Consider the following 20316-nt stretch of genomic DNA (forward strand, 5'->3'; position numbering starts at 1 on the left):
AACCCGGTTGTTCTAACAACACGACGTGTCCCGCACGCCCCAGTTGATTCCTGCCGCGTTCTATACAGCGTCTTCCAATTGAATTAACTTCTCATTAACCGGCGATTTGCCGCCGGTTCTGGGGATGTCTCTGCGAAGATGGGGCAAGGATGACGCTGCTTGGGATGCGATTTTAACCCCGGGCACTCTGGTGTTTGGCACCCACGCGGTGCTGTAGGAGGTAATATGGTTTGGTCCGCAATTACGAGGCTGTCGTGCCTGGGTCTTTTGGTTTCCGCGCTTTTGATGGGAAGCGTCAAAGAGGGTCTGGCGTTTGGCAACCCTTCGTTTCCGTCCCAGACAGTCGCAACACCTAACGGCGGGCAGATTTTCTTTTCCAATCTCCAAAGTACTGCGACAGCGTTCATGTCGTTGGGCGGCTCGGGAGAAGGCCCGGGAGGATCGTTCTATTTCAACAATGGTGTTTTGACTCAACCTGCTATTACGCCAGCAGGATTGGCCAATCTTGGATATATTGGCGCGACGATACTCAGCCAGAATGGAGCCGATTCCACTTACGCCGCTGATGGCTATCTTGGGGTCATGTTCACCGCGCGCGAAACCGTCGGAGGGCCGCTTTACCTTTATGAAATCGCGCTGTCGGGTGTCACGAATACCCAGATTATCAACACTCGGACTTTGGCAGACACGACGCAGCCGACGGCCTCAATTGGTGCGCTGACAACAATCGGGAACGGTACGTTCCAAGCGGTGATCACACTGAGTGAACCCAGCACAGATTTCACGGTGGGCGACTTGTCGGTCACCAATGCGTCCGCCACCCTGACTGGGTCCGGATCCAATTATGTCGCAACGCTGACTGCGCAAAGTAACGGTACAATTGAGCTGTTTATTCCCGCAGGCGTTTTTTCGGATGCCGCCGGGAACCTGAACCTTGCGTCCAACAGGGTCAGCACACAACAGGGTGTAACGGACACACAGCGACTGGTGCAGGCCTTTCAGAACGCCCGGGCCAACAGCCTCGTGACCAATCAGCCAGAGCTGACGCAGTTTCTTCAGCAATCAGGATCAGGTGCGCTGGACTCGTCGGTGACGCAGGGATCGGGGTATCTGAAATTTGCAAGTGATCCAACCCAACCGGTCTGGTTCAATCTGTCCGGGAACTGGAGCTCGCAAAACGATTACGACAGTTCTTATGCCTTGGTCGTGGTGGGGGCGCATGGCTGGGTGAACTCGAACCTTCTGATCGGCGCCATGCTGCAGATCGATTATGCCGAAACCGAAAACGGCCCGGCCAGCGTGGATGGCACAGGGTGGCTGGTCGGACCTTATGTCGTCGCCAAACTGCCCAACCAGCCAGTGTTTTTCGAAGGGCGTGTTCTGTACGGTCAGGCTGATAACGACATTTCTCCACTGGGCACCTATACCGACAGTTTCGATAGTGAACGCTGGCTGATCCAGTCGCGCGTAACCGGAGAGTTCAAGCGCGGTGACCTGACGCTTATGCCGTTGCTGGATGTTAGCTATGCCAGCGACGATCAGGAGGCTTATACCGATAGTCTGGGCAACCTGATCCCACACCAGGATTTCAGCCTGACCACTGCACGGCTGGGTATGGATTTCAGTCACCCAATCCAGGTGTCGCGCGGTCAGATGATGCTGACCGGTGGTCTGTCTGGTATTTGGAGCACAACATCCGGCACAGGCACTGTTCCTGGCTTGACACCCATTGGCGACACCGCCCGCGCCCGTGCCGATCTGGGATTTGATTACCGGCTGGAGAACAACAGCCTTCTGGCCGCAAACCTGTTCTATGATGGTATCGGCGAAAGCGGTTTTGAAAACTACAGTGTCAGCCTGATCTGGCAAATGGCATTCTGAATCAGCCGTGCGCCCCTTTGGTGGGCCTTCAGGTCTTTGCCTTATTTTGAAGCAAAATGTCGAGCGGTACGATCTCAAGCGCGCGTTGATGTGTCGCCTCCAGATGAACCTGTGGCGCACATCCTTCGTCATGAGCTTGCAAAAACCGGCTGGCGCATAAACACCAACTGTCGCCTGGGCGAAGGCCGGGAAAGTCGAATTCGGGCCGCGCCGTGCTCAGATCATTGCCGACATATTTTGAGAATGCCAGAAACTCGGCCGTCATCACGGCGCAGACGGTATGACTGCCCTGATCCTCGGGGCAGGTATTGCACGCGCCATCCCGGAAAAACCCTGTCAAAGGGTCGCGAGAGCACGGGGCCAGAACGCCACCCAGTACATTGATACTTTCTTGTTTCTGCATAATGGCATCTTACAGACTTTCCGCAATCTTGCGGAACATTTCGATGTTAAGATCATTCACGCCGGGTTCACGGAATAGCCTGTCTGCACCAGTGGACACAATCAGAACGCCCCTGGGCTGGTTGAAATAGATGTATTGCCCATAGACGCCACGGGCCAGAAACTCTCCTTCATGCGCGCCGCGGGGAATCCACCATTGATACCCGTACCCGATCTCTCCTTGTGCGGTCGGTGCGCTGGGTTGGGTGGCTTCGAAAATCCATTCGGCAGGAACCAGTTGTTTTCCATTCGCGATGCCGTCCTGCAGGATCATTTGTCCGAACCGGGCGAAATCGCGCGTAGTAAAGTTGAGGCCCCCCAAAACAAAAGCGACCCCTGCACCATCAGTGATGTAGTATCCGTCCCGCTCCAGCCCCAACGGTTGAAGGATCTTTTCCGTCAGAAGATCTGCCACGTTCCGCCTGGTCGCACCGCGTATCACCATGCCCAGAACATGGGTGTCGATCGACACGTATTGCCAGGTTTCACCCGGCGTCGCAAAGCTGTCTTGCAGCGAGGCTGCAAAATCGTCCAGCTCACCGCCCAGGGCAACCACACGCCCCATCCGGTTGATGTCGGAATTTGGGTCGAGATAATCTTCATCAAACGTCACGCCGCTTGCCATGTTCAGCACGTTGCGGATCGACGCGGTTTCATACGCGCTGCCTTTCAGTTTGGGCGCATATTTGACGACCGGGTCATCCAACGACCCGATTGCGCCCTCTTGCAGCAGGACACCGAAAAGCGCCGAAAGATAGCTTTTGGCGACCGACCAGGAAATCCTCCGGTCATCCGGCCCGGTGCCAAGATAATATTCCTCGAATCTGATCTTGCCGTTCTGCATGACCAGCAACGACGTGACCGATCGTTCATCGATCCAGCTGTCGGTTCCTTCCGGCAAGTCGAATCCTTCGCCATAAGGCAGGTCCCAGGTTGGCGCGTCTCCGCGCGGCAGGTTTACGGTCAGAAAAGCCTCATCCATATGCGAGAAATTGTGAACGATCTTCTCTTCCGAAAATAACGAGTTTACGGCCAATAGGCGCTGCAACTCTTCGCGCTTCCACAGCCCGACGGCAGTGGCGGCCAGAACCAGCGCCAGTACGATGCGCAGCACCCACTTCAATATGGATTTCATCGCATTGCCTCCCTAGTTGGCCGGTATTGGAACGCGGGAGGTTGCATTCTGCAACCTCTACGTAACGGAAAGAGGCCGGGGTGCTACCTGAATTTGTCCAAAAGCTTCTGCATGGCAGACCGGTCGTCGCCCGCGGCGTCGGGTGCGGCTGTTGAAGCTGCGTCGGCTTTTGGTGCGGCGGTCTTTGATGATCGCGGCGGGGCAGTGCGCAATGCAACTGCATTCATGAACTTGCCGCCCTCGTCCTGAGCCAGATAAGCAGCCCCGTCCGAAACACCCCGAAGAACGTCGTCCAGCCAGCTGGTTTCGGATTTCGCAAAATCACTGAGCACGTACCCCGAAACCATTTCCTTGCGGCCCGGATGTCCGATCCCAAGGCGTACACGGTCATAGGCCGCCCCGATATGCTCATGGATCGAGCGCAGACCGTTATGCCCGGCGTGCCCGCCCCCTGCCTTGACGCGCAACTTGCCCGGGGCAAGGTCCAATTCGTCATGAAATACAACAACGTCGGTGGATTCGAGCTTGTAAAACCGCATCGCCTCACCCACGGATTGACCCGATCGGTTCATGTAGGTTTGCGGTTTCAACAGCAGGACTTTCTCGGTGCCAAGCCGACCTTCCGAAATCTCGGCCTGAAACTTCGATTTCCAGGGACCAAACCCGTGATTTTCTGCGATCCGGTCCAGGGCCATGAACCCGATATTGTGCCGGTTCCGGGCATATTTCTGGCCCGGGTTTCCCAATCCAACAAACAGCTTCATGTTTCCGTTTTGCCTCTGTAGCTCCAAAGCCATTTCATGCCCGGAAATCGTCAGGAAATCCAGTCAGGCCCGATTATTGGACCCGCAAAAAAAACGGGGCTCACCCGAGCCCCGCTTCAAAGTCGGAAACACTGTTCCAGACTTATTCTTCTTCTTTTCCGACAACTTCGACTTCATCGGCTGCAACTTCACCATCTTCATCGTCGTCGCTGGTGGACAGACCAGTCGGCGCCGAGATGTTGGCAATCACAAAATCACGGTCGATGGTTGGTTTGGTGCCCTCAGGCAGTTCAACCGACGAAATGGTCACAACGTCATTGATGTTCAGACCGGTCAGATCAACGGTGATCTTTTCAGGAATGTCACCGGCGGTGCACATCAGTTCGACTTCCGGGCGGACAACGGTCAGAACGCCACCCTTTTTGATGCCAGGGGCCGCACCTTCATTGATGAACTCAACGGGGATGAACAACGCGATCTTGGTGGTCCGGCGCAGGCGCATCAAGTCCAGATGGGTCGGCAGGTCTTTGACGACATCACGCTGAACGTCGCGGCAGATGACGCGGACGTCATCGTGGCCTTCAACTTTCAGGTTCCACAAGGTCGACTTGAACCGGCCCGCTTTCAGGCGCTTGAACAAGACGTTGAACGGGATCTGGATTGGCAACGGTTCTTTGTCGCCACCAAATACGATGCCCGGAACCATGCCGTCGCGGCGTGCTTGACGAGCGGCGCCCTTGCCTGTCCCCGTCCGTTCCAGAGCTACGAGATCAGGAATCTCACCAGCCATGATATATTCTCCAATGTTAGGGCGGGCATCCTCCAAGGCTGTATACCCGCGTGAAGCCGCGTCCTTAGCTTGATTCACCCGATTTGGAAAGAGGTATTTCTTGCCGTGCCGTTCGGCTGGGTTCTATCGCCTGTCCTGGAGTATTATCGGGTGGACGATTGAAGGATCCCCAGCTTCATCTGGCCAAAAATATCCCGGGGGAGGCGCCCGGAACGGGCGTCGGGGGCAGAGCCCCCTGATTGACCGGTTACGCTTGCCAGCGACCCCCGAAGTTTTCAGGTATCAGCAGATTGTGACGCCCCAACGCAGCCACATTTTTCTCACCACAAAGCGCCATTGTCGTATCAAGCTCCCTCTGGATCAGCTCAAGCGCCGTGGTGACACCTTTCTGACCCATGGCACCCAGACCATACACAAACGCGCGGCCAACATAGGTCCCTTTGGCCCCAAGCGCTAAGGCTTTGAGCACGTCTTGTCCGGATCGGATACCGCTGTCCAAATGCACCTCGATATCGCCCCCAACCGCATCCATGATCTCGGGCAGGACACGAATCGAGCTTAGCGCGCCGTCAAGCTGACGCCCACCATGGTTTGACACGACAATGGCATCGGCACCCAGCTTGGCGGCCATCCTTGCGTCATCCGCATCAAGGATGCCCTTAAGGATCACTTTCCCGCCCCATTGCTCCATCAGTTTTTCAACCTTCGACCAGTCGAGGCTGGGGTCAAACTGTTCTGCGGTCCAGGCCCCCAATGAAGACGCGTCCGAAATACCATGCACATGCCCCACGATATTGCCGAACTCGCGCCGCTGGGCCCGCAGCATTTCAATGCCCCAGGCCCATTTGGTCATCAGGTTGGCGATGGTTTTTGCGGTCAGTTTGGGCGGGGCCGACAGACCGTTTTTCAGGTCCTTGTGCCGTTGGCCCAGAATTTGCAGGTCGAGCGTGATTACCAGTGCGGAACATTTGGCGTCTTTTGCTCGCTGGATCAGGCGGTTGATGTAGTCCGTGTCCTTCATCGTATAAAGCTGGAACCAGAATGGTTTGTTGGTATATCCGGCCACATCTTCGATAGAGTTGATGGACATGGTGGACAGCGTAAAGGGCACACCAAATTCCTCGGCGGCTTTGGCGGCCTTCATCTCTCCGTCTGCATGTTGCATCCCCGTCAACCCGACCGGGGCAAGCGCAACAGGCATTGAAACGTCTTCGCCAATCATTTGCGAAGATGTCGACCGACCGGACATGTCGACCGCAACCCTTTGGCGAAGGCGTATTTTTTCAAAATCGGTCGTGTTTTCGCGAAAAGTCTGTTCTGTCCAGCTGCCGCTTTCGGCGTAGTCATAGAACATACGGGGCACGCGGCGTTCATATATGCGTTTGAGGTCTTCGATATTGGTGATCACAGGCATGAAAACAGGGCTCCGCGTTCATTGGTTAGTTTTCTTTACCAATTCATTCCCAAGGCTGCAATGTCTTGACGTCACAGTGAAGGGACGCGAAAAACCCGCCGCGGTATCCGCGACGGGTCACAATTCTCGCATGTTGGCTGCGAAATCAGGCGCTGTGCGCGCCATCCGAAAGAGATTTCACAAAGGTCAGCACGTCGGTCACAGGTTTACCTGCGCCGATCTGGCTGACGATCGCTGACCCGACCACCGCGCCGTCCGACACCGAGGCAATATTGCGCGATTTTTCGGGCGTGTTGATCCCGAACCCTACGATTACCGGCAGATCGGTCGCGGCCTTGATGCGGGCAACCTCGGGGCCAACATCGGTTGCTTCTGCCTCGGCTGCGCCAGTGATCCCGGTGATCGAGACATAATAAACAAAGCCCGAAGTGTTTTGCAGAACACGTGGCAGGCGTTTGTCATCCGTGGTCGGGGTCGCCAGGCGAATAAAATTCAGACCCGCCGCTTGCGCGGGCAGGCAGAGTTCTGCGTCCTCCTCGGGGGGAAGGTCCACCACGATCAACCCGTCAATACCAGCTGCTTTTGCATCGGCCAGAAACGCATCGACACCCCGGCTGTAGATCGGGTTGTAATACCCCATCAGGACAATGGGGGTTGTATCGTCCGTTTCCCGAAAGGTTCGTGCCAGATCCAATGTGCGTTGCAAGGTCATGCCCTGCTCAAGCGCACGTTGGCCCGCGGCCTGAATTGTCGGGCCGTCGGCCATCGGGTCAGTAAAGGGCAAGCCCAGCTCGATAACATCCACGCCAGCACCAGGCAGGCCTTTGACCACTTCAAGCGAAGTGTCATAGTCGGGATCTCCGGCCATGACATAGGCGACAAAGGCTTTTTTTCCTTCGGCTTTCAGGGCGGCGAACTTGGCGTCGATACGGGTCATCGGATGTCCTTGCACTCGGGTTTCGACCTGATGTGCAGAAACTTTGACCGAAAATCAATCCCGCCCAGACAGGAATGGATCAGAAGCCCAGATGATATGGATCAGAAGCCCAGATGATAGCGTACCAGCAGGGCATTCACGCCCGGGTTCTCGTCATTGGTACTGGCGTTGGATTTATGGGTTAGCGCGACAGACACGCTGTTGCCATTGTTCAGGTTATAGCCAAGTCCCAAAAGGCTGCGAATCTGGAAATCGCCCCCAAGATCATTCAGGTCGTTGCTGGCATTATAGTAGCCGGGCATAACACTGCCTTCCAAAAACCAGCGATCACTCAGCGCATACTGCCCGATCAAACCCGCGCCGATATGCGTGTCACCATCTTCATTTACAGTTAGGGCCGCACCCCAACCGGCGCGAAACCGCGTCGCCTGATGAAATGGCGTGTGGTGGTATTCGATCGAGATCAGACCCTGATCTTCGGATGTGTCTTCAGAATAGTCCGCGTATCCGGCACCAAAAACAACGGTTTGGGCCTGGGCTGACGCGCAGGCCGTTGCCGCCAGAACGGTTGCAAGAAAAAGGTGTTTCATCAGTGTCCGCCAACAAAAAGTGATCGTGTGCTATTAACTGGTAATCGTAGGAGTTGTTTTTCAATTTCGGCAAGAACACAATTTTCAAACGATTTTGTGATGTGGCGAAATGGACTCGGCAAAGGTGCCGCCAGCAATCCCTTGCGCATTCAGGCGGACCTGCATAGAAGCTGCGATCGTATTCTATGCAGGAGGCCGTGATGGGCTTTAAAATGGGAATCGTGGGTCTGCCGAATGTCGGCAAGTCGACCCTGTTCAATGCGCTGACCAAAACCGCTGCTGCGCAGGCCGCGAACTTCCCGTTCTGCACCATTGAGCCCAATGTCGGGGATGTTGCGGTTCCCGACGCCCGCCTCGACAGGCTGGCAGCGATTGCGTCCTCAAAACAGATCATCCCCACGCGGATGACTTTTGTGGATATCGCGGGTCTGGTGAAAGGCGCGTCAAAGGGCGAAGGGCTGGGCAACCAGTTTCTGGCGAATATTCGCGAAACGGATGCGATTGCCCATGTGCTGCGCTGTTTCGAAGACGGTGACGTGACACATGTCGACGGGCGTGTTGATCCGGTTGCGGACGCTGAAACGATCGAAACCGAACTGATGCTGGCCGATTTGGAAAGCATCGAAAAGCGCCGGGCCAATCTGGTGCGCAAGCTGAAGGGCAACGACAAAGAGGCGCAACAGCAAGATCGCCTGTTGGCCGAGGCGCAGGCCATGCTGGAAAACGGCAAGCCCGCACGTCTGGTCGAAGTCAGAGACGAGGACGCCAAGGCATGGAAGATGTTGCAACTGCTGACAACCAAACCGGTTCTCTACGTCTGCAACGTGTCCGAGGAAGACGCCGCACAAGGCAACGAATTCTCTGCCCGCGTGGCCGAAATGGCCGCCGCGCAGGGCAATGCCCATGTCATCATCAGCGCCAAGATCGAAGAAGAGATCAGCCTGCTGGATGAGGACGAAGCCCAGATGTTCCTTGAGGAGATGGGTCTGGAAGAGCCCGGCCTCGACCGTCTGATCCGCGCAGGTTACGATCTGCTGAAGCTGGAAACCTATTTCACCGTCGGCCCGAAAGAGGCCCGCGCCTGGACCATCCGCACCGGCACCGCTGCACCGCAAGCAGCAGGTGTGATCCATGGCGATTTCGAAAAGGGTTTCGTTCGCGCCGAGACCATCGCCTATGACGACTATGTCGCCGCCAATGGCGAACAGGGCGCGAAAGAGGCGGGTAAGATGCGGGCAGAGGGTAAGGGCTATATCGTCAAGGACGGCGATGTGATGCACTTTTTGTTTAATACCTGATCAATTGGGCTGTTCCTGTCGGGTGAGCGGGGTATCCTGCCTTATCCGCAGCATTGGAGCTTTCCTTGATCGAAATCCGCGACCTGCAACTGCTCAGCGCTTTGGCGCGGCATCGGCATTTCGCCAAGGCGGCCGAGGAGTGCGGGATTTCACAGCCTGCGTTTTCTATGCGCATCCGCAATCTTGAGGATCGTTTGGGTGTCTCCATCGTCCGCCGCGCCAACCGGTTTCAGGGCCTGACCGAAGAGGGCGAGATGATCGTCCAGCGGGCGCGGCGTATTCTGGACGACACCAAGGCGCTGGAACAGCAGGTGCTCGCTGCCAAGGGCGAAATAACGGGCACACTGATCCTCGGCGTGATACCGACCGCAATCGCTTTCACGGGACGGTTGGTCAAAAGGCTGCGTGACGCGCATCCCCGTATCGTCACACGCATTGAAACCATGTCAGCCACTGCAATTCAGCATCGGCTGGACGAAGGCAGCCTTGATGCCGGGGTGACTTATGGTGACAGTATCGGCACCGATTTCCGGCAGGTTCAGCCCCTTTACGAGGAAACCTATGTGTTGTTGGTGCCCACGCATCTGACGGACCAGAGCGGCCCGATCCCGTGGGCGCAGGTCGCAGAATTTCCGCTCAGCCTTTTAGAGCCGCAGATGCAGAACCGGCGTATTCTGGACCGGGTGTTTGCCGAACAGGGGCTGCACCCTGACATCGTGGCCGAAACCAGCGGTTTCACGGCTTCGATGGTCATGGTGCGTGAGGGGCTGGCGGCGACGGTTGTCCCTCGGGTTCTGGTGCGCGCGCTGGGCGATTTGAAGGGAACGAAAGTGTTGCCGCTGATCGAACCTGTTGTCAGCAAACCGATTTGTCTGGCGACCCTCAGCCGGGACCCCGAGTTGCCGACGGTCAAGGCTTTGCGGGATGTGGTGACCTCTTTGCGGTGATAAGGTGTCGTTATCGTGCGATTGCCAAAAGCGATTTGACGATATGTTTGCCTGATGAGAGACGGAACCTCAATCGGAGGGCATCATGGCACCATTAGATACCAAGCCATCAGGCACACCCAAGGGCGTCTGGAAGTCAGGTAAAGGCAAGGGGCGGCACACACCCAAAGGCCGTCAGTTCACGGATGAGGCGCAGGCTGAAATCACACGCCTGCTGGGCGATCGTCCGCGCCGCCGCGATCTGTTGATCGAATTCCTGCATTTGATTCAGGACGAACACGGTCATATCAGCGCCGACCATATCGCGGCATTGGCTGTCGAGATGCGGATCGGTCAGGCCGAGATCTACGAAACCGCGACTTTCTATGCCCATTTCGATGTGGTGAAAGAAGGTGAGACGCCTCCTCCCGCTTTGACCATACGGGTTTGTGATTCCCTCTCTTGCGAAATGGCTGGTGCCCAGCAGTTACAGAAGGCGTTGGAAGACGGTTTGGACCCCGCCGAAGTTCGCGTCGTTCGCGCGCCCTGCATGGGGCGTTGCGATACCGCTCCGGTATTGGAGATTGGCCACAACCACATTGATCATGCGACCCCCGAAAAGGTGCAGTCGGCGATTGCAGCAGGGGACACCCATGCGCATCTGCCCGACTATGAGACCTTCACGGCCTATGAGGCAAACGGCGGCTACGTCAAGCTGAAAGATCTGCGCGACGGCGGTGATTGGGAACAGGTGCAAGAAGACGTCCTGTCCTCGGGCCTGCGTGGTCTGGGCGGCGCTGGCTTCCCGTCAGGTAAGAAATGGGGCTTTGTTCGTATGAACGAAGGTCCGCGCTATCTGGCGGTAAACGGCGACGAGGGTGAGCCCGGCACATTCAAAGACCGCTATTATCTGGAGCGCACGCCGCATGTCTTCCTCGAAGGTATGCTGATCGCCGCGTGGGCAGTCGAGGCCGAGACCTGCTTCATCTACATGCGCGACGAATACCCGGCAGTGCTGGGTATTCTGCGTCGTGAGATTGCGGCATTGGAAGATGCCGGTATCGTCGCAAAGGGTTACATCGACCTGCGCCGGGGTGCTGGCGCTTATATCTGCGGTGAAGAATCCGCGATGATCGAATCGATCGAGGGCAAGAAGGGCCTGCCACGCCACCGTCCTCCGTTCGTGGCACAGGTTGGGGTCTTTAACCGTCCGACCTTGGTGCACAATGTCGAGACGCTGTATTGGGTCTCAAAAATCTGCCGCGAAGGGCCGCAGATTCTGAACTCTGTTGAAAAGAACGGCCGCAAGGGCCTGCGCAGCTATTCGGTCTCGGGGCGTGTGGCGAAGCCAGGCGTTTACCTGCTGCCCGCAGGTTCGACCATTCTTGATGTGATTGATGCCGCCGGCGGCATGGCTGATGGCCATGTGTTCAAGGCGTATCAACCAGGCGGGCCGTCGTCTGGTCTTCTCCCCTCAAGCATTGACGACGTCCCGCTCGACTTCGACACGCTTCAGCCGCTTGGCACTTTCATCGGGTCGGCCGCCGTTGTGGTTCTGTCCGATCAGGACACCGCCCGCGATGCAGCGATTAACATGCTGCGGTTCTTCGAGGATGAAAGCTGTGGCCAGTGCACACCTTGCCGGGCAGGTTGCGAAAAGGCGGTAAAGCTGATGCAGGCCGACAAGTGGGATACCGATCTGTTGGAAGATCTGTGTCAGGTCATGGGCGATGCCTCGATCTGCGGTCTGGGGCAGGCGGCCCCGAATCCGATCCGCCTGGTCATGAAACATTTCGCTGACGAAATCTGAAGGGAGACAGAGCCATGCTTGACGCAAGCCCAACCAAGACCGTCACCTTCAACCTGAACGGCGATGACGTCACCGTGCCCGCGGGCACCACGATCTGGGAAGCGGCCAATGGCCGGGGCCTGGTGATCCCGCATCTATGCCACAAGCCTGCACCGGGATACCGCCCCGATGGCAACTGTCGCGCCTGCATGGTCGAGGTGGAGGGCGAGCGCACCCTGGTCGCCTCGTGCATCCGCCCGGCGGCCGATGGGATGGTGGTCAAGACCGACACCGACCGCGCCGAAAAATCGCGCGCCATGGTGATGGAACTACTGGTGGCCGATCAGCCCGAGCAGCCGCATGACGTATCCAGCCATTTCTGGGATATGGCCAAGCTGAACGATGTCAGCGACAGCCGTTTTCCTGCGAAAGAGGCCGAGAATATCCCGCTTTTGGATGACAGCCATGTGGCGATGCGTGTCAATCTGGATGCGTGTATCAACTGCAACCTTTGTGTTCGGGCCTGCCGCGAAGTGCAGGTGAATGACGTGATTGGCATGGCTGGTCGCGGTCATACCGCGCAGGTGGTGTTCGACCAGAATGACCCGATGGGTACCTCCTCCTGTGTTGCTTGCGGTGAATGTGTTCAGGCCTGCCCCACCGGTGCGCTGATGCCTGCCACCGTGCTGGACGATCAGCAGCAGGGGGACAGCAAGGATTATGATAGCGAAACCGAAAGCGTCTGCCCGTTCTGCGGTGTGGGCTGCAAAGTGTCGCTGAAGGTCAAGGACGGCAAGGTGAAGTATGTCGAGGGCATCAACGGCCCCGCAAACGAAGGTCGTTTGTGCGTCAAAGGTCGCTTTGGCTTTGACTACATCCACCACCCGCACCGCCTGACCAAACCTTTGATCCGGCGCGAGGATGCGCCCGCCAAGGGGCTGAACGTTGATCCGGGCAACCTGTCGACCCATTTCCGCGAGACGACCTGGGAAGAGGCGATGGACTTGGCCGCGACCAAGCTGATGACCCTGCGCGCCGAAGACCCACGTTCGGTTGCGGGCTTCGGTTCGGCCAAGTGCACCAACGAAGAGGCGTATCTGTTCCAGAAGTTCATCCGTCAGGGCTTCAAGCACAACAACGTCGATCACTGCACCCGTCTGTGCCACGCTTCATCCGTTGCGGCGCTGATCGAGAATGTGGGTTCGGGCGCGGTGACGGCGACCTTTAACGAGATCGAAAACGCCGATGTGGCGATCATCATCGGTTCGAACCCGATCGAGAACCACCCTGTCGCGGCGACCTATTTCAAGCAGTTCGCCAAGCGTGGCGGCAAACTGATCGTGATGGACCCCCGCGGCGTTGGCATGCGTAAGTTCGCGGATGAAATGCTGCAGTTCCGTCCGGGGGCCGATGTCTCGATGCTCAACGCGATCATGAACGTGATCGTTGAGGAAGAGTTGTATGACAGCCAGTACATCCACCGCTGGACTGAGAACTGGGAGGCCGAGAAAGAACACCTGCGCGCCTTCACGCCCGAAGCGATGGCACCGATCTGTGGTATTGAACCGGATCAGCTGCGCCGTGTCGCGCGTACCTTTGCGCAGGCTAAAGCTGGCCTGATCTTCTGGGGCATGGGCGTCAGCCAGCACATCCACGGCACCGACAACTCGCGCTGCCTGATTTCGCTGGCTCTGATGACGGGCAATGTCGGTAAACCCGGCGCTGGGCTGCACCCACTGCGGGGGCAAAACAACGTGCAGGGCGCATCGGATGCGGGCCTGATCCCGATGTTCCTGCCGGACTATCAGTCGGTGACTGACGACGGCGTTCGCGCCAGATTCAATGATGTCTGGCATTCGGATGACTTCTCGAACGAGAAGGGTCTGACGGTGACAGAAATCATCGATCAGGCCTATGCGGGCAATATCAAGGGCATGTATATTCAGGGTGAAAACCCGGCCATGTCCGACCCGGATGTGAACCACGCCCGCGCGGCGCTGGCCAAGCTGGATCTGATGATCGTGCAGGACATCTTCCTGACCGAGACGGCGAACTATGCCGATATCATCCTGCCTGCCTCGGCGCTCTATGAAAAGAACGGTACGGTGTCGAACACCAACCGTCAGGTACAGCGTGTACGGCCTGCCGTTACCCCCCCGGGAGAAGCGCGCGAAGATTGGAAGATCACGGTCGAGCTGGCACAGCGCATCGGGCTGAACTGGGATTACACCGATGTCTCTCAGGTCTTTGCCGAGATGAAACTGACCATGGCATCGCTTGACAACATCACGTGGGAGCGTCTGGAGACCGAGACGATTACCTACCCGTCGCTCAGCGAAACCGACCCGGGTCAGGCCATCGTGTTCGGGGATGGTTTCCCCCGCTCGGGCGGTAAGGCGAAGTTCACCCCCGCCAGCGTCATTCCGCCGGATGAGGCCCCGGACGAGGAATACCCGATGATCGCCACCACTGGCCGTCAGCTGGAACATTGGCACACTGGCTCAATGACCCGCCGGTCCAACGTTCTTGACGCGGTGGAGCCCGAGGCAAACTGTTCGATGAATCCACGTACGCTCAAGCTGATGGGCATCGAGCCGGGCGACATGATCCGCCTGACCACACGCCGTGGTTCGATTGAGATCATGGTCCGCGCGGACCGGGCGATTGCCGAGGATATGGTGTTCATCCCGTTTGCCTATGTTGAGGCGGCGGCGAACATCCTGACAAACTCAGCCATCGACCCTTATGGCAAAATCCCCGAGTTCAAATTCTCGGCCATTCGCGTCGAGAAGATCGAAGGCGCAGTTGCGGCTGAGTAAACCCAATACATATCAAGCAAAGAAGGCGGCCAGACGGGTCGCCTTTTTCTTTTCTTGACAGGCGCTTGCGCTCAACCAACCCTGTCCGGGAATATGGTGGAGGAGTTGCTAATGGCCCGTCGTTTCGTCGATCTGTCCGTTCCGTTGGAAACCGGGATCGTGTCTGACCCGCCAATCATGTTGCCGCAAATCGAATATCTGACCCATGATCAGACGGCAGAACAGGTCATATCTTTCTTTCCGGGTCTGGAACGGCAAGACCTGCCGAACGGTGAAGGGTGGGCCATCGAACGGTTGCAGATCGCGACCCACAACGGCACGCATCTGGATGCGCCGTATCACCATCATTCCACGATGAACAAAGGTGAACGGGCGATAACCATCGACGAAGTGCCGTTGGAATGGTGCATGAACCCTGGCGTCAAGCTGGACTTTCGACACTTCGAGGACGGGTATGTCGTTACCGCGGCAGATGTCGAAGCCGAATTGAAGCGCATCGGCCACGAGCTTTGCCCGCTGGATATCGTCGTGGTCAACACTGCGGCAGGGACACGTTATGGCGCGCCGGACTATCTGGTCAAAGGATGTGGAATGGGGCGCGAGGCGACGCTTTATCTGACTGAACGTGGCGTGCGTGTCACCGGCACCGACGCCTGGAGCTGGGATGCACCGTTTCCGCTCACCGCTCAGGAATACGCAGAGACCCGAGATCCATCAATTATCTGGGAAGGCCACCGCGCGTCGATGGATATCGGGTATTGCCACTTGGAAAAGCTGACCAATCTGGAAGACCTGCCGCCCACCGGGTTCGAGATTTCCTGTTTCCCCTTCAAGATAAAAGGGGCCTCTGCGGGATTTGTCCGGGCCGTGGCTATATTTGACGATGAAGGCGCACAGTAAAGGGGGCCAAATGCAGCTGACTTCGACACCTCCTGGCGGGCATGATGGCCCGTATGCCGCGCCTGTGGAAATTCGCGGCTTTGAAGTACGGCCCGAATGGATCGACTATAACGGCCATGTGAATGTCGGGTTTTACGGTGTCGCCTTTGACATGGCGTTGGAAAAGCTGATGGTTGACCATCTCGGGTTGGGCGAGGTGCAGGTCAAGGCGTTGGGGCAGGGGCCTTACATCCTGCAGTCTCATCTGCATTTCGTGCAAGAGGTCAAAGATGGTTCGTCATTTTATTTCAGGTTCCGTATGCTGGATGCTGACAGCAAGAGAGGACATTACTTCGCCCAGATGCTTTTGGCAGAAACTGACGAGATTTGTGCGACGCAAGAGGCGCTTTTCATGAATGTCAGCCATAGTACCGGGCGATCCGCGCCCTATCCGGATTGGGCAGCGGCGCGTCTTGCGCAAATGGTGGAGGATCACAAGTCTCTGGAACCGGCTTCGCAGATCGGCCAACCGATAGGAATTCGCCGGAAATAGTTTGCTGGGGTCGGACGCGATCCTAATAGTCCTTTGAAAAGAACACTCCGATGCCCGTTTCGCCACGACCGTCAACCGTGCCCTTGACCGAGAAATTGTCGGTTACATCAAGGTTCAGGTTCACCTCGGTATTGCCTTCGGTATTGACGGTAAAGTCGGTGTAGAGGTTTTCACCCAGATAGGCCCCGGCACCCAGTCGGCCCGCGCCACCCTCTGACGCACCAACATCAATCGTATCAACACCGGTAGAGTCGCGTAATCCCTTGGTCGCATCCCCGCCAGCACCGCTGAGCTGCGCCAGCGATGCGGCCATCTGCGCAATCAGGAACGGTGAGATTTCCGAGAACCTGTTCCCAAAGAGCAGCATCGCCAGCGCCTCTTCAGCCGGACGCTCGGGATCGGAAAACACGTTAACCTCGGGTGAATCCAGTGGCCCTGCGATTTCGATGGTCGCGGTGCCGTCCGAGGTGCTGGCAGAGGATTCAAACTCGATATAAGGCGTCAAGTCACCTTGTAGGGTCACGATGCCTTTGGTCAGGGCCAGCCTGCGGCCCAGAATATCGAAATTACCGCGGATCAATTCAATCTGACCTGACGGGACCACCGAGGTCGTCGTACCACCAATGGAGATCCGGCCGCCCAATTCGGCATTTACACCGCGCCCCCGTACGAACACAGCTTTGGGTGCCAGCAAGTTGACGTCCAGTGCTATTCTGGACGTGCGTTGCCCCTTGTCTTCGGTGGCTACCAGACCTGCACGCTCACGCGTGATGAAACTGGCTCCGCTTTCGTTGACATGCTGTATCTCAGGTATCGGTGCGGCACCTACAGCCCCCGAAGCCGCAGCGAGGTTGATATTGGTCTCACCAAAGGTGATCTGCCCGGCCAGCGAACTGTTCCCGGCTAAGGCGCCGGTCATGGCAATCTGGCCATTCAAAGTCGTCTCATACAAAAGCCGATCGGTCAGGACGAGGTTGTCGATTGTTGTCGTGATCTGCGCGTTGAACGGGGGCGTCAGATCGACAGGTCCATTTACGGTAAAGCCACCACCGGCCCGCACACCGCCGTTCAGTTTGATGGTTGCACGGCTTTGCGCCAGATCCACCTGTCCGTTGATCCCGGTGATGGTCTGACCCGCGCCGGGAAGTGCTAGGGATGTTCCCGAGGTGGTAATCGACCCGCTTAGGGACGCCAGATCAGCCGGGCCTTTGAGGGCCAGATCAAAACGTGCGGACCCTTCAATCTTGTTAGGCGTGATGAAGACGTTTGCTATCCCCAGGTTTACGCCACCCTTCGCTGAAATATCTGCATTGCTGCTGGTTTCATCAAAGGTGCCTGCAACCGTGCTGACGATGTCTGCGGGACCTTGCGCCTTGGCGTCGATGGTCCAAACGCCACTGTCCCGCTTTGCATTGCCCGCAGCGGTAAGGGTGCCGGGAAACTCTGGCACAAACCTTTCGATGCGGTTGAACTTGGCATCAAAGTCCAGATCGGCGGATCCATTTGTGTCCACCGTACCGGCCACTTTGGCATAGGAACTCTCTGGCCCCAGCAGATGAGCTGACCCTTCCAGCCCGGATTGTGTCGGAGCGACGTTGCCGTCAAGCTTCAGAGGCCCGGAGAGTGTTTTCGACAGCCGCCCCAAATCATCCAGCGCAGCGGTAAAGGTCAGTCCGCCAGCATCGCGGTCCAGTTTGCCGGATGCATCCGCAGAAAGGGCGGTGCCGATCAGCTGGAATGTGCGAATATTCAGACCGGCCTCGTCATTCACCGCATCCACCGTCAGGTTCGTTCGCCCCTGGATCAGGTTGTCAACCGCATTGATGCCGGATTTGATGTCATCAGCAGCCAGGTTGCCTTTTACGTCAAAGGCCTTGCTGCCAACCGTACCTTTGCCTGCGACATCCGTGATAATCGAACCTGCAAGATCTCGCCCGGCAAGAGTTGAAAAGGGTGACAGGTCCGGGATGTTCAGACTGACCTGCCCGTCCACAGCCAAAGCATCCGTCGGATCGTCAATTGTTGCTGCGGCGCTTGCCACAAGGGCTGAACCTTTGATCACCGCGTCGCGGATTTCAATCTGCTTCTGGCTCAGCGCGCCGTCGAACGTGATCTCGGTCCGGCCGACCAGCAGCGGGTCAATCTCGGGTAGGCCCGTTTTGACATCCCGGCTCATCATGCTGGCTGTGCCATCGAATTCGAGCGTCTGAACAGTGCCTTTGCCGTCCAGTTTCGCCTGTACCGCACCGCCAAGCTCACGTTTGGCGAGGCCCGAGAACACGGAAAGGTCCTGCGCGTTGACTGTTGCTTGCCCATCAATCGTCACGTTGCCGTCAGGGGTGGTAACCGCGCCATCCGCCTGCGCGCGCAGAGCGTCGCCGATCAGCGTAAAATCCCGGATCGTTACGCCATCCGCTCCGCGTTTGGCGTCCAGCGTGATTGTTGTGTTGCCCCTTATCACCGGGTCAATGTCGTCGCGCCCTGTGGAAAGATCGCGCCCTTCGACCTCAAGCTTGCCATCGAAACTGCCTTCAAGCGGCGAACCCTGGCCGGTGAGCCGGGCAGAGGCCTGACCGCCCAGTTCCAGCTGCGCCAGACCCGAAAACCGCGACAGATCGGTCGCCTGCAACGTCGCAGCACCATTGACGGCCAAACCACTGGACAAGCCGCTGATCTCGGCATCAACGCCCAGTTCATAGTCCGAGCCGACCATCTCGACCCCTGACAGGTTCAGGGTCTGATCCCTGCCATATTGGAACATACCGTCCAGCGTAATGCGGTCGCCAACGGCGGTGTTCAGGGCATCGTCAGTCAGGTCGATACCGTCCAAAGCAGCCTGCAAATCACCGTCGATCCGCAAAACGTCACCCTGTTCCAAGGTCCCTTGCGCCGTAATCTGCGCGCGTTGCAGGTTCAGGGTGTCGGATCTTACGGCGTTAGCGGTCAGACTTAGATCCCAGAGATTGCCGTTTTTCTCATCAAACAACGCAGAGACCTGCGCAGCTTCGATCGATGTGTCGCCACCTGATAACGGAAGGACGACGCTTTGCCCCTCTGGTGGCGTAATGCGTCCTTGCAGGGCCGCCAGTTGCAGCCGACCGCCCGGCGCCAGTTGCAACGCCCCTTTCAGGTTCAGTGCCTGAGAACTGAGTTCCAGATCACTGATATCCAACGCGCCTTCAGGCAGGGTCCGTCCTTCCACGATCAACTGCGTTTTGGGGCCGAAGAACGTATCCATATTCTCAGCGACAAAGGGCGTTAGGTCACCGCCCAGATCTGCGGTAAAGGCGATGCCCTCCTCCGCGCTAGCCGCGGCTGTTGGGGCCGAACGCAACCGAACCTGTCCGGTCACTCGTGGCTGCCCATCACTGCTCAGGCCAATATCGGCCGTAAAATCCGTCACCGGCCCGGACCCTTTCGCGGACAATCCGATCGGAGGGCTGTCCGGCATTTTTAGCGCGGTCGAGATCAGACCCCCCGCAGCTTCGGTGACCTGAAGGTCAAGATCGATCTGGCTGTCAGTGTTCCTAAAACCCGCAGCCAAAGAGATTTCATCACCGGCCCGATCCAGTCGGGTGATGTCCAGTTTGGTGTCCAGCGTGCCGTCGGCCAGCGACAGGTTGCCATTGACGGCCAGTTCCGCCGCAACGCCGATCAAAGGTTTGCCCAATGCCAGCTCGCCAAAACGGATTTCGCCGATTTCGATGGCCACAGGCAGTTCAGGCAGTTGAAAAGCCTGGGTCTCGGCAGAAGGGGACGGCGTGTCCTTGGTCGTGGTGCCCGGCGCACGGGCCACGTCGATTTCCTGTGCGGTCAGCGCGTTGACCGAAAACCGCCCGCGGATCAGCGCCAACCGGTTCCAATCCAGTTCCGCTCCCCGAATGGTCAGCCAGACCCCTTCATCATCGGCCACCGTGATCTCGGCAATGGTGGCGCGTGAACTCAGCGCGCCTTGCAGGCCTTTGACGGTGACATTCTGATCGTCGCCCGACAGCGTGTCCTGTAGGAACCGCTCGATCATGCTGCCGCCTTCGTCCTCCTGCGCGGGGCCGGCCACTGGCACAAGCATCAGCGTGCCAATCAGCAGAGGGTATGAAAGG

At 57.6% G+C, this 20316-nt stretch carries 15 protein-coding genes; 7 read left to right on the forward strand and 8 right to left on the reverse strand.

Translation table 11 applies throughout. From position 1 onward, the window contains the following. Positions 1–225 precede the first annotated feature (225 nt). Positions 226–1881 carry an Ig-like domain-containing protein gene (locus tag ACR0M9_RS15605; protein WP_480774046.1) on the forward strand — a complete coding sequence of 552 codons (1656 nt, stop codon included), beginning with the start codon at positions 226–228 and terminating at the stop codon, positions 1879–1881. A gap of 28 nt (positions 1882–1909) precedes the next feature. On the opposite strand, the gene ACR0M9_RS15610 is transcribed toward ACR0M9_RS15605, so the two are convergent. The 7 genes from ACR0M9_RS15610 to ACR0M9_RS15640 form a co-directional block, all read right to left on the reverse strand. Beyond that, complete coding sequence (locus ACR0M9_RS15610; RefSeq protein WP_209505410.1) at positions 1910–2284, reverse strand: DUF2237 family protein; 375 nt, start codon at positions 2282–2284, stop codon at positions 1910–1912. Between the two features lie 9 nt (positions 2285–2293). Next, positions 2294–3457: a serine hydrolase domain-containing protein gene (locus tag ACR0M9_RS15615; protein ID WP_480774047.1), complete on the reverse strand. Its 1164-nt coding sequence runs from the start codon at positions 3455–3457 to the stop codon at positions 2294–2296. Between the two features lie 83 nt (positions 3458–3540). After that, positions 3541–4221 (reverse strand): aminoacyl-tRNA hydrolase, encoded by a 681-nt coding sequence (pth, locus tag ACR0M9_RS15620; RefSeq protein WP_480507078.1) that lies wholly within the window; start codon positions 4219–4221, stop codon positions 3541–3543. Positions 4222–4363: 142 nt separating this feature from the next. Further along, positions 4364–5011 carry a 50S ribosomal protein L25/general stress protein Ctc gene (locus ACR0M9_RS15625; RefSeq protein WP_267366092.1) on the reverse strand — a complete coding sequence of 216 codons (648 nt, stop codon included), beginning with the start codon at positions 5009–5011 and terminating at the stop codon, positions 4364–4366. Between the two features lie 247 nt (positions 5012–5258). Then, positions 5259–6425: an alpha-hydroxy acid oxidase gene (locus ACR0M9_RS15630; RefSeq protein WP_480484008.1), complete on the reverse strand. Its 1167-nt coding sequence runs from the start codon at positions 6423–6425 to the stop codon at positions 5259–5261. 145 nt (positions 6426–6570) lie between these two features. Beyond that, complete coding sequence (trpA, locus tag ACR0M9_RS15635; RefSeq protein ID WP_480538607.1) at positions 6571–7362, reverse strand: tryptophan synthase subunit alpha; 792 nt, start codon at positions 7360–7362, stop codon at positions 6571–6573. Positions 7363–7463: 101 nt separating this feature from the next. Further along, positions 7464–7952: an acyloxyacyl hydrolase gene (locus tag ACR0M9_RS15640; RefSeq protein ID WP_480484006.1), complete on the reverse strand. Its 489-nt coding sequence runs from the start codon at positions 7950–7952 to the stop codon at positions 7464–7466. A gap of 200 nt (positions 7953–8152) precedes the next feature. Between ACR0M9_RS15640 and ychF the strand changes: the two genes are divergently transcribed. The 6 genes from ychF (at position 8153) to ACR0M9_RS15670 (ending at position 16216) form a co-directional block, all read left to right on the forward strand. Continuing rightward, on the forward strand, positions 8153–9250 hold the full coding sequence (gene ychF / locus ACR0M9_RS15645) for a redox-regulated ATPase YchF (RefSeq protein ID WP_480774048.1): 1098 nt from the start codon (positions 8153–8155) through the stop codon (positions 9248–9250). Between the two features lie 65 nt (positions 9251–9315). After that, positions 9316–10197: a LysR family transcriptional regulator gene (locus tag ACR0M9_RS15650; RefSeq protein WP_267365476.1), complete on the forward strand. Its 882-nt coding sequence runs from the start codon at positions 9316–9318 to the stop codon at positions 10195–10197. A gap of 85 nt (positions 10198–10282) precedes the next feature. Further along, positions 10283–11986: an NAD(P)H-dependent oxidoreductase subunit E gene (locus ACR0M9_RS15655; protein ID WP_480774049.1), complete on the forward strand. Its 1704-nt coding sequence runs from the start codon at positions 10283–10285 to the stop codon at positions 11984–11986. Between the two features lie 14 nt (positions 11987–12000). After that, positions 12001–14784, forward strand: a complete 2784-nt coding sequence (gene fdhF / locus ACR0M9_RS15660; RefSeq protein ID WP_480774050.1) for a formate dehydrogenase subunit alpha — start codon at positions 12001–12003, stop codon at positions 14782–14784. A 111-nt stretch (positions 14785–14895) separates the two neighbouring features. Then, on the forward strand, positions 14896–15684 hold the full coding sequence (locus ACR0M9_RS15665) for a cyclase family protein (protein WP_480484001.1): 789 nt from the start codon (positions 14896–14898) through the stop codon (positions 15682–15684). A 10-nt stretch (positions 15685–15694) separates the two neighbouring features. Further along, entirely contained in the window at positions 15695–16216 is a 522-nt protein-coding gene (locus tag ACR0M9_RS15670) for a thioesterase family protein (protein ID WP_480774051.1), read from the forward strand. Between the two features lie 22 nt (positions 16217–16238). On the opposite strand, the gene ACR0M9_RS15675 is transcribed toward ACR0M9_RS15670, so the two are convergent. Continuing rightward, entirely contained in the window at positions 16239–20285 is a 4047-nt protein-coding gene (locus ACR0M9_RS15675) for a translocation/assembly module TamB domain-containing protein (protein ID WP_480774052.1), read from the reverse strand. Positions 20286–20316: the final 31 nt, after the last annotated feature.

Source organism: Ruegeria sp. CH2 (assembly GCF_056537065.1).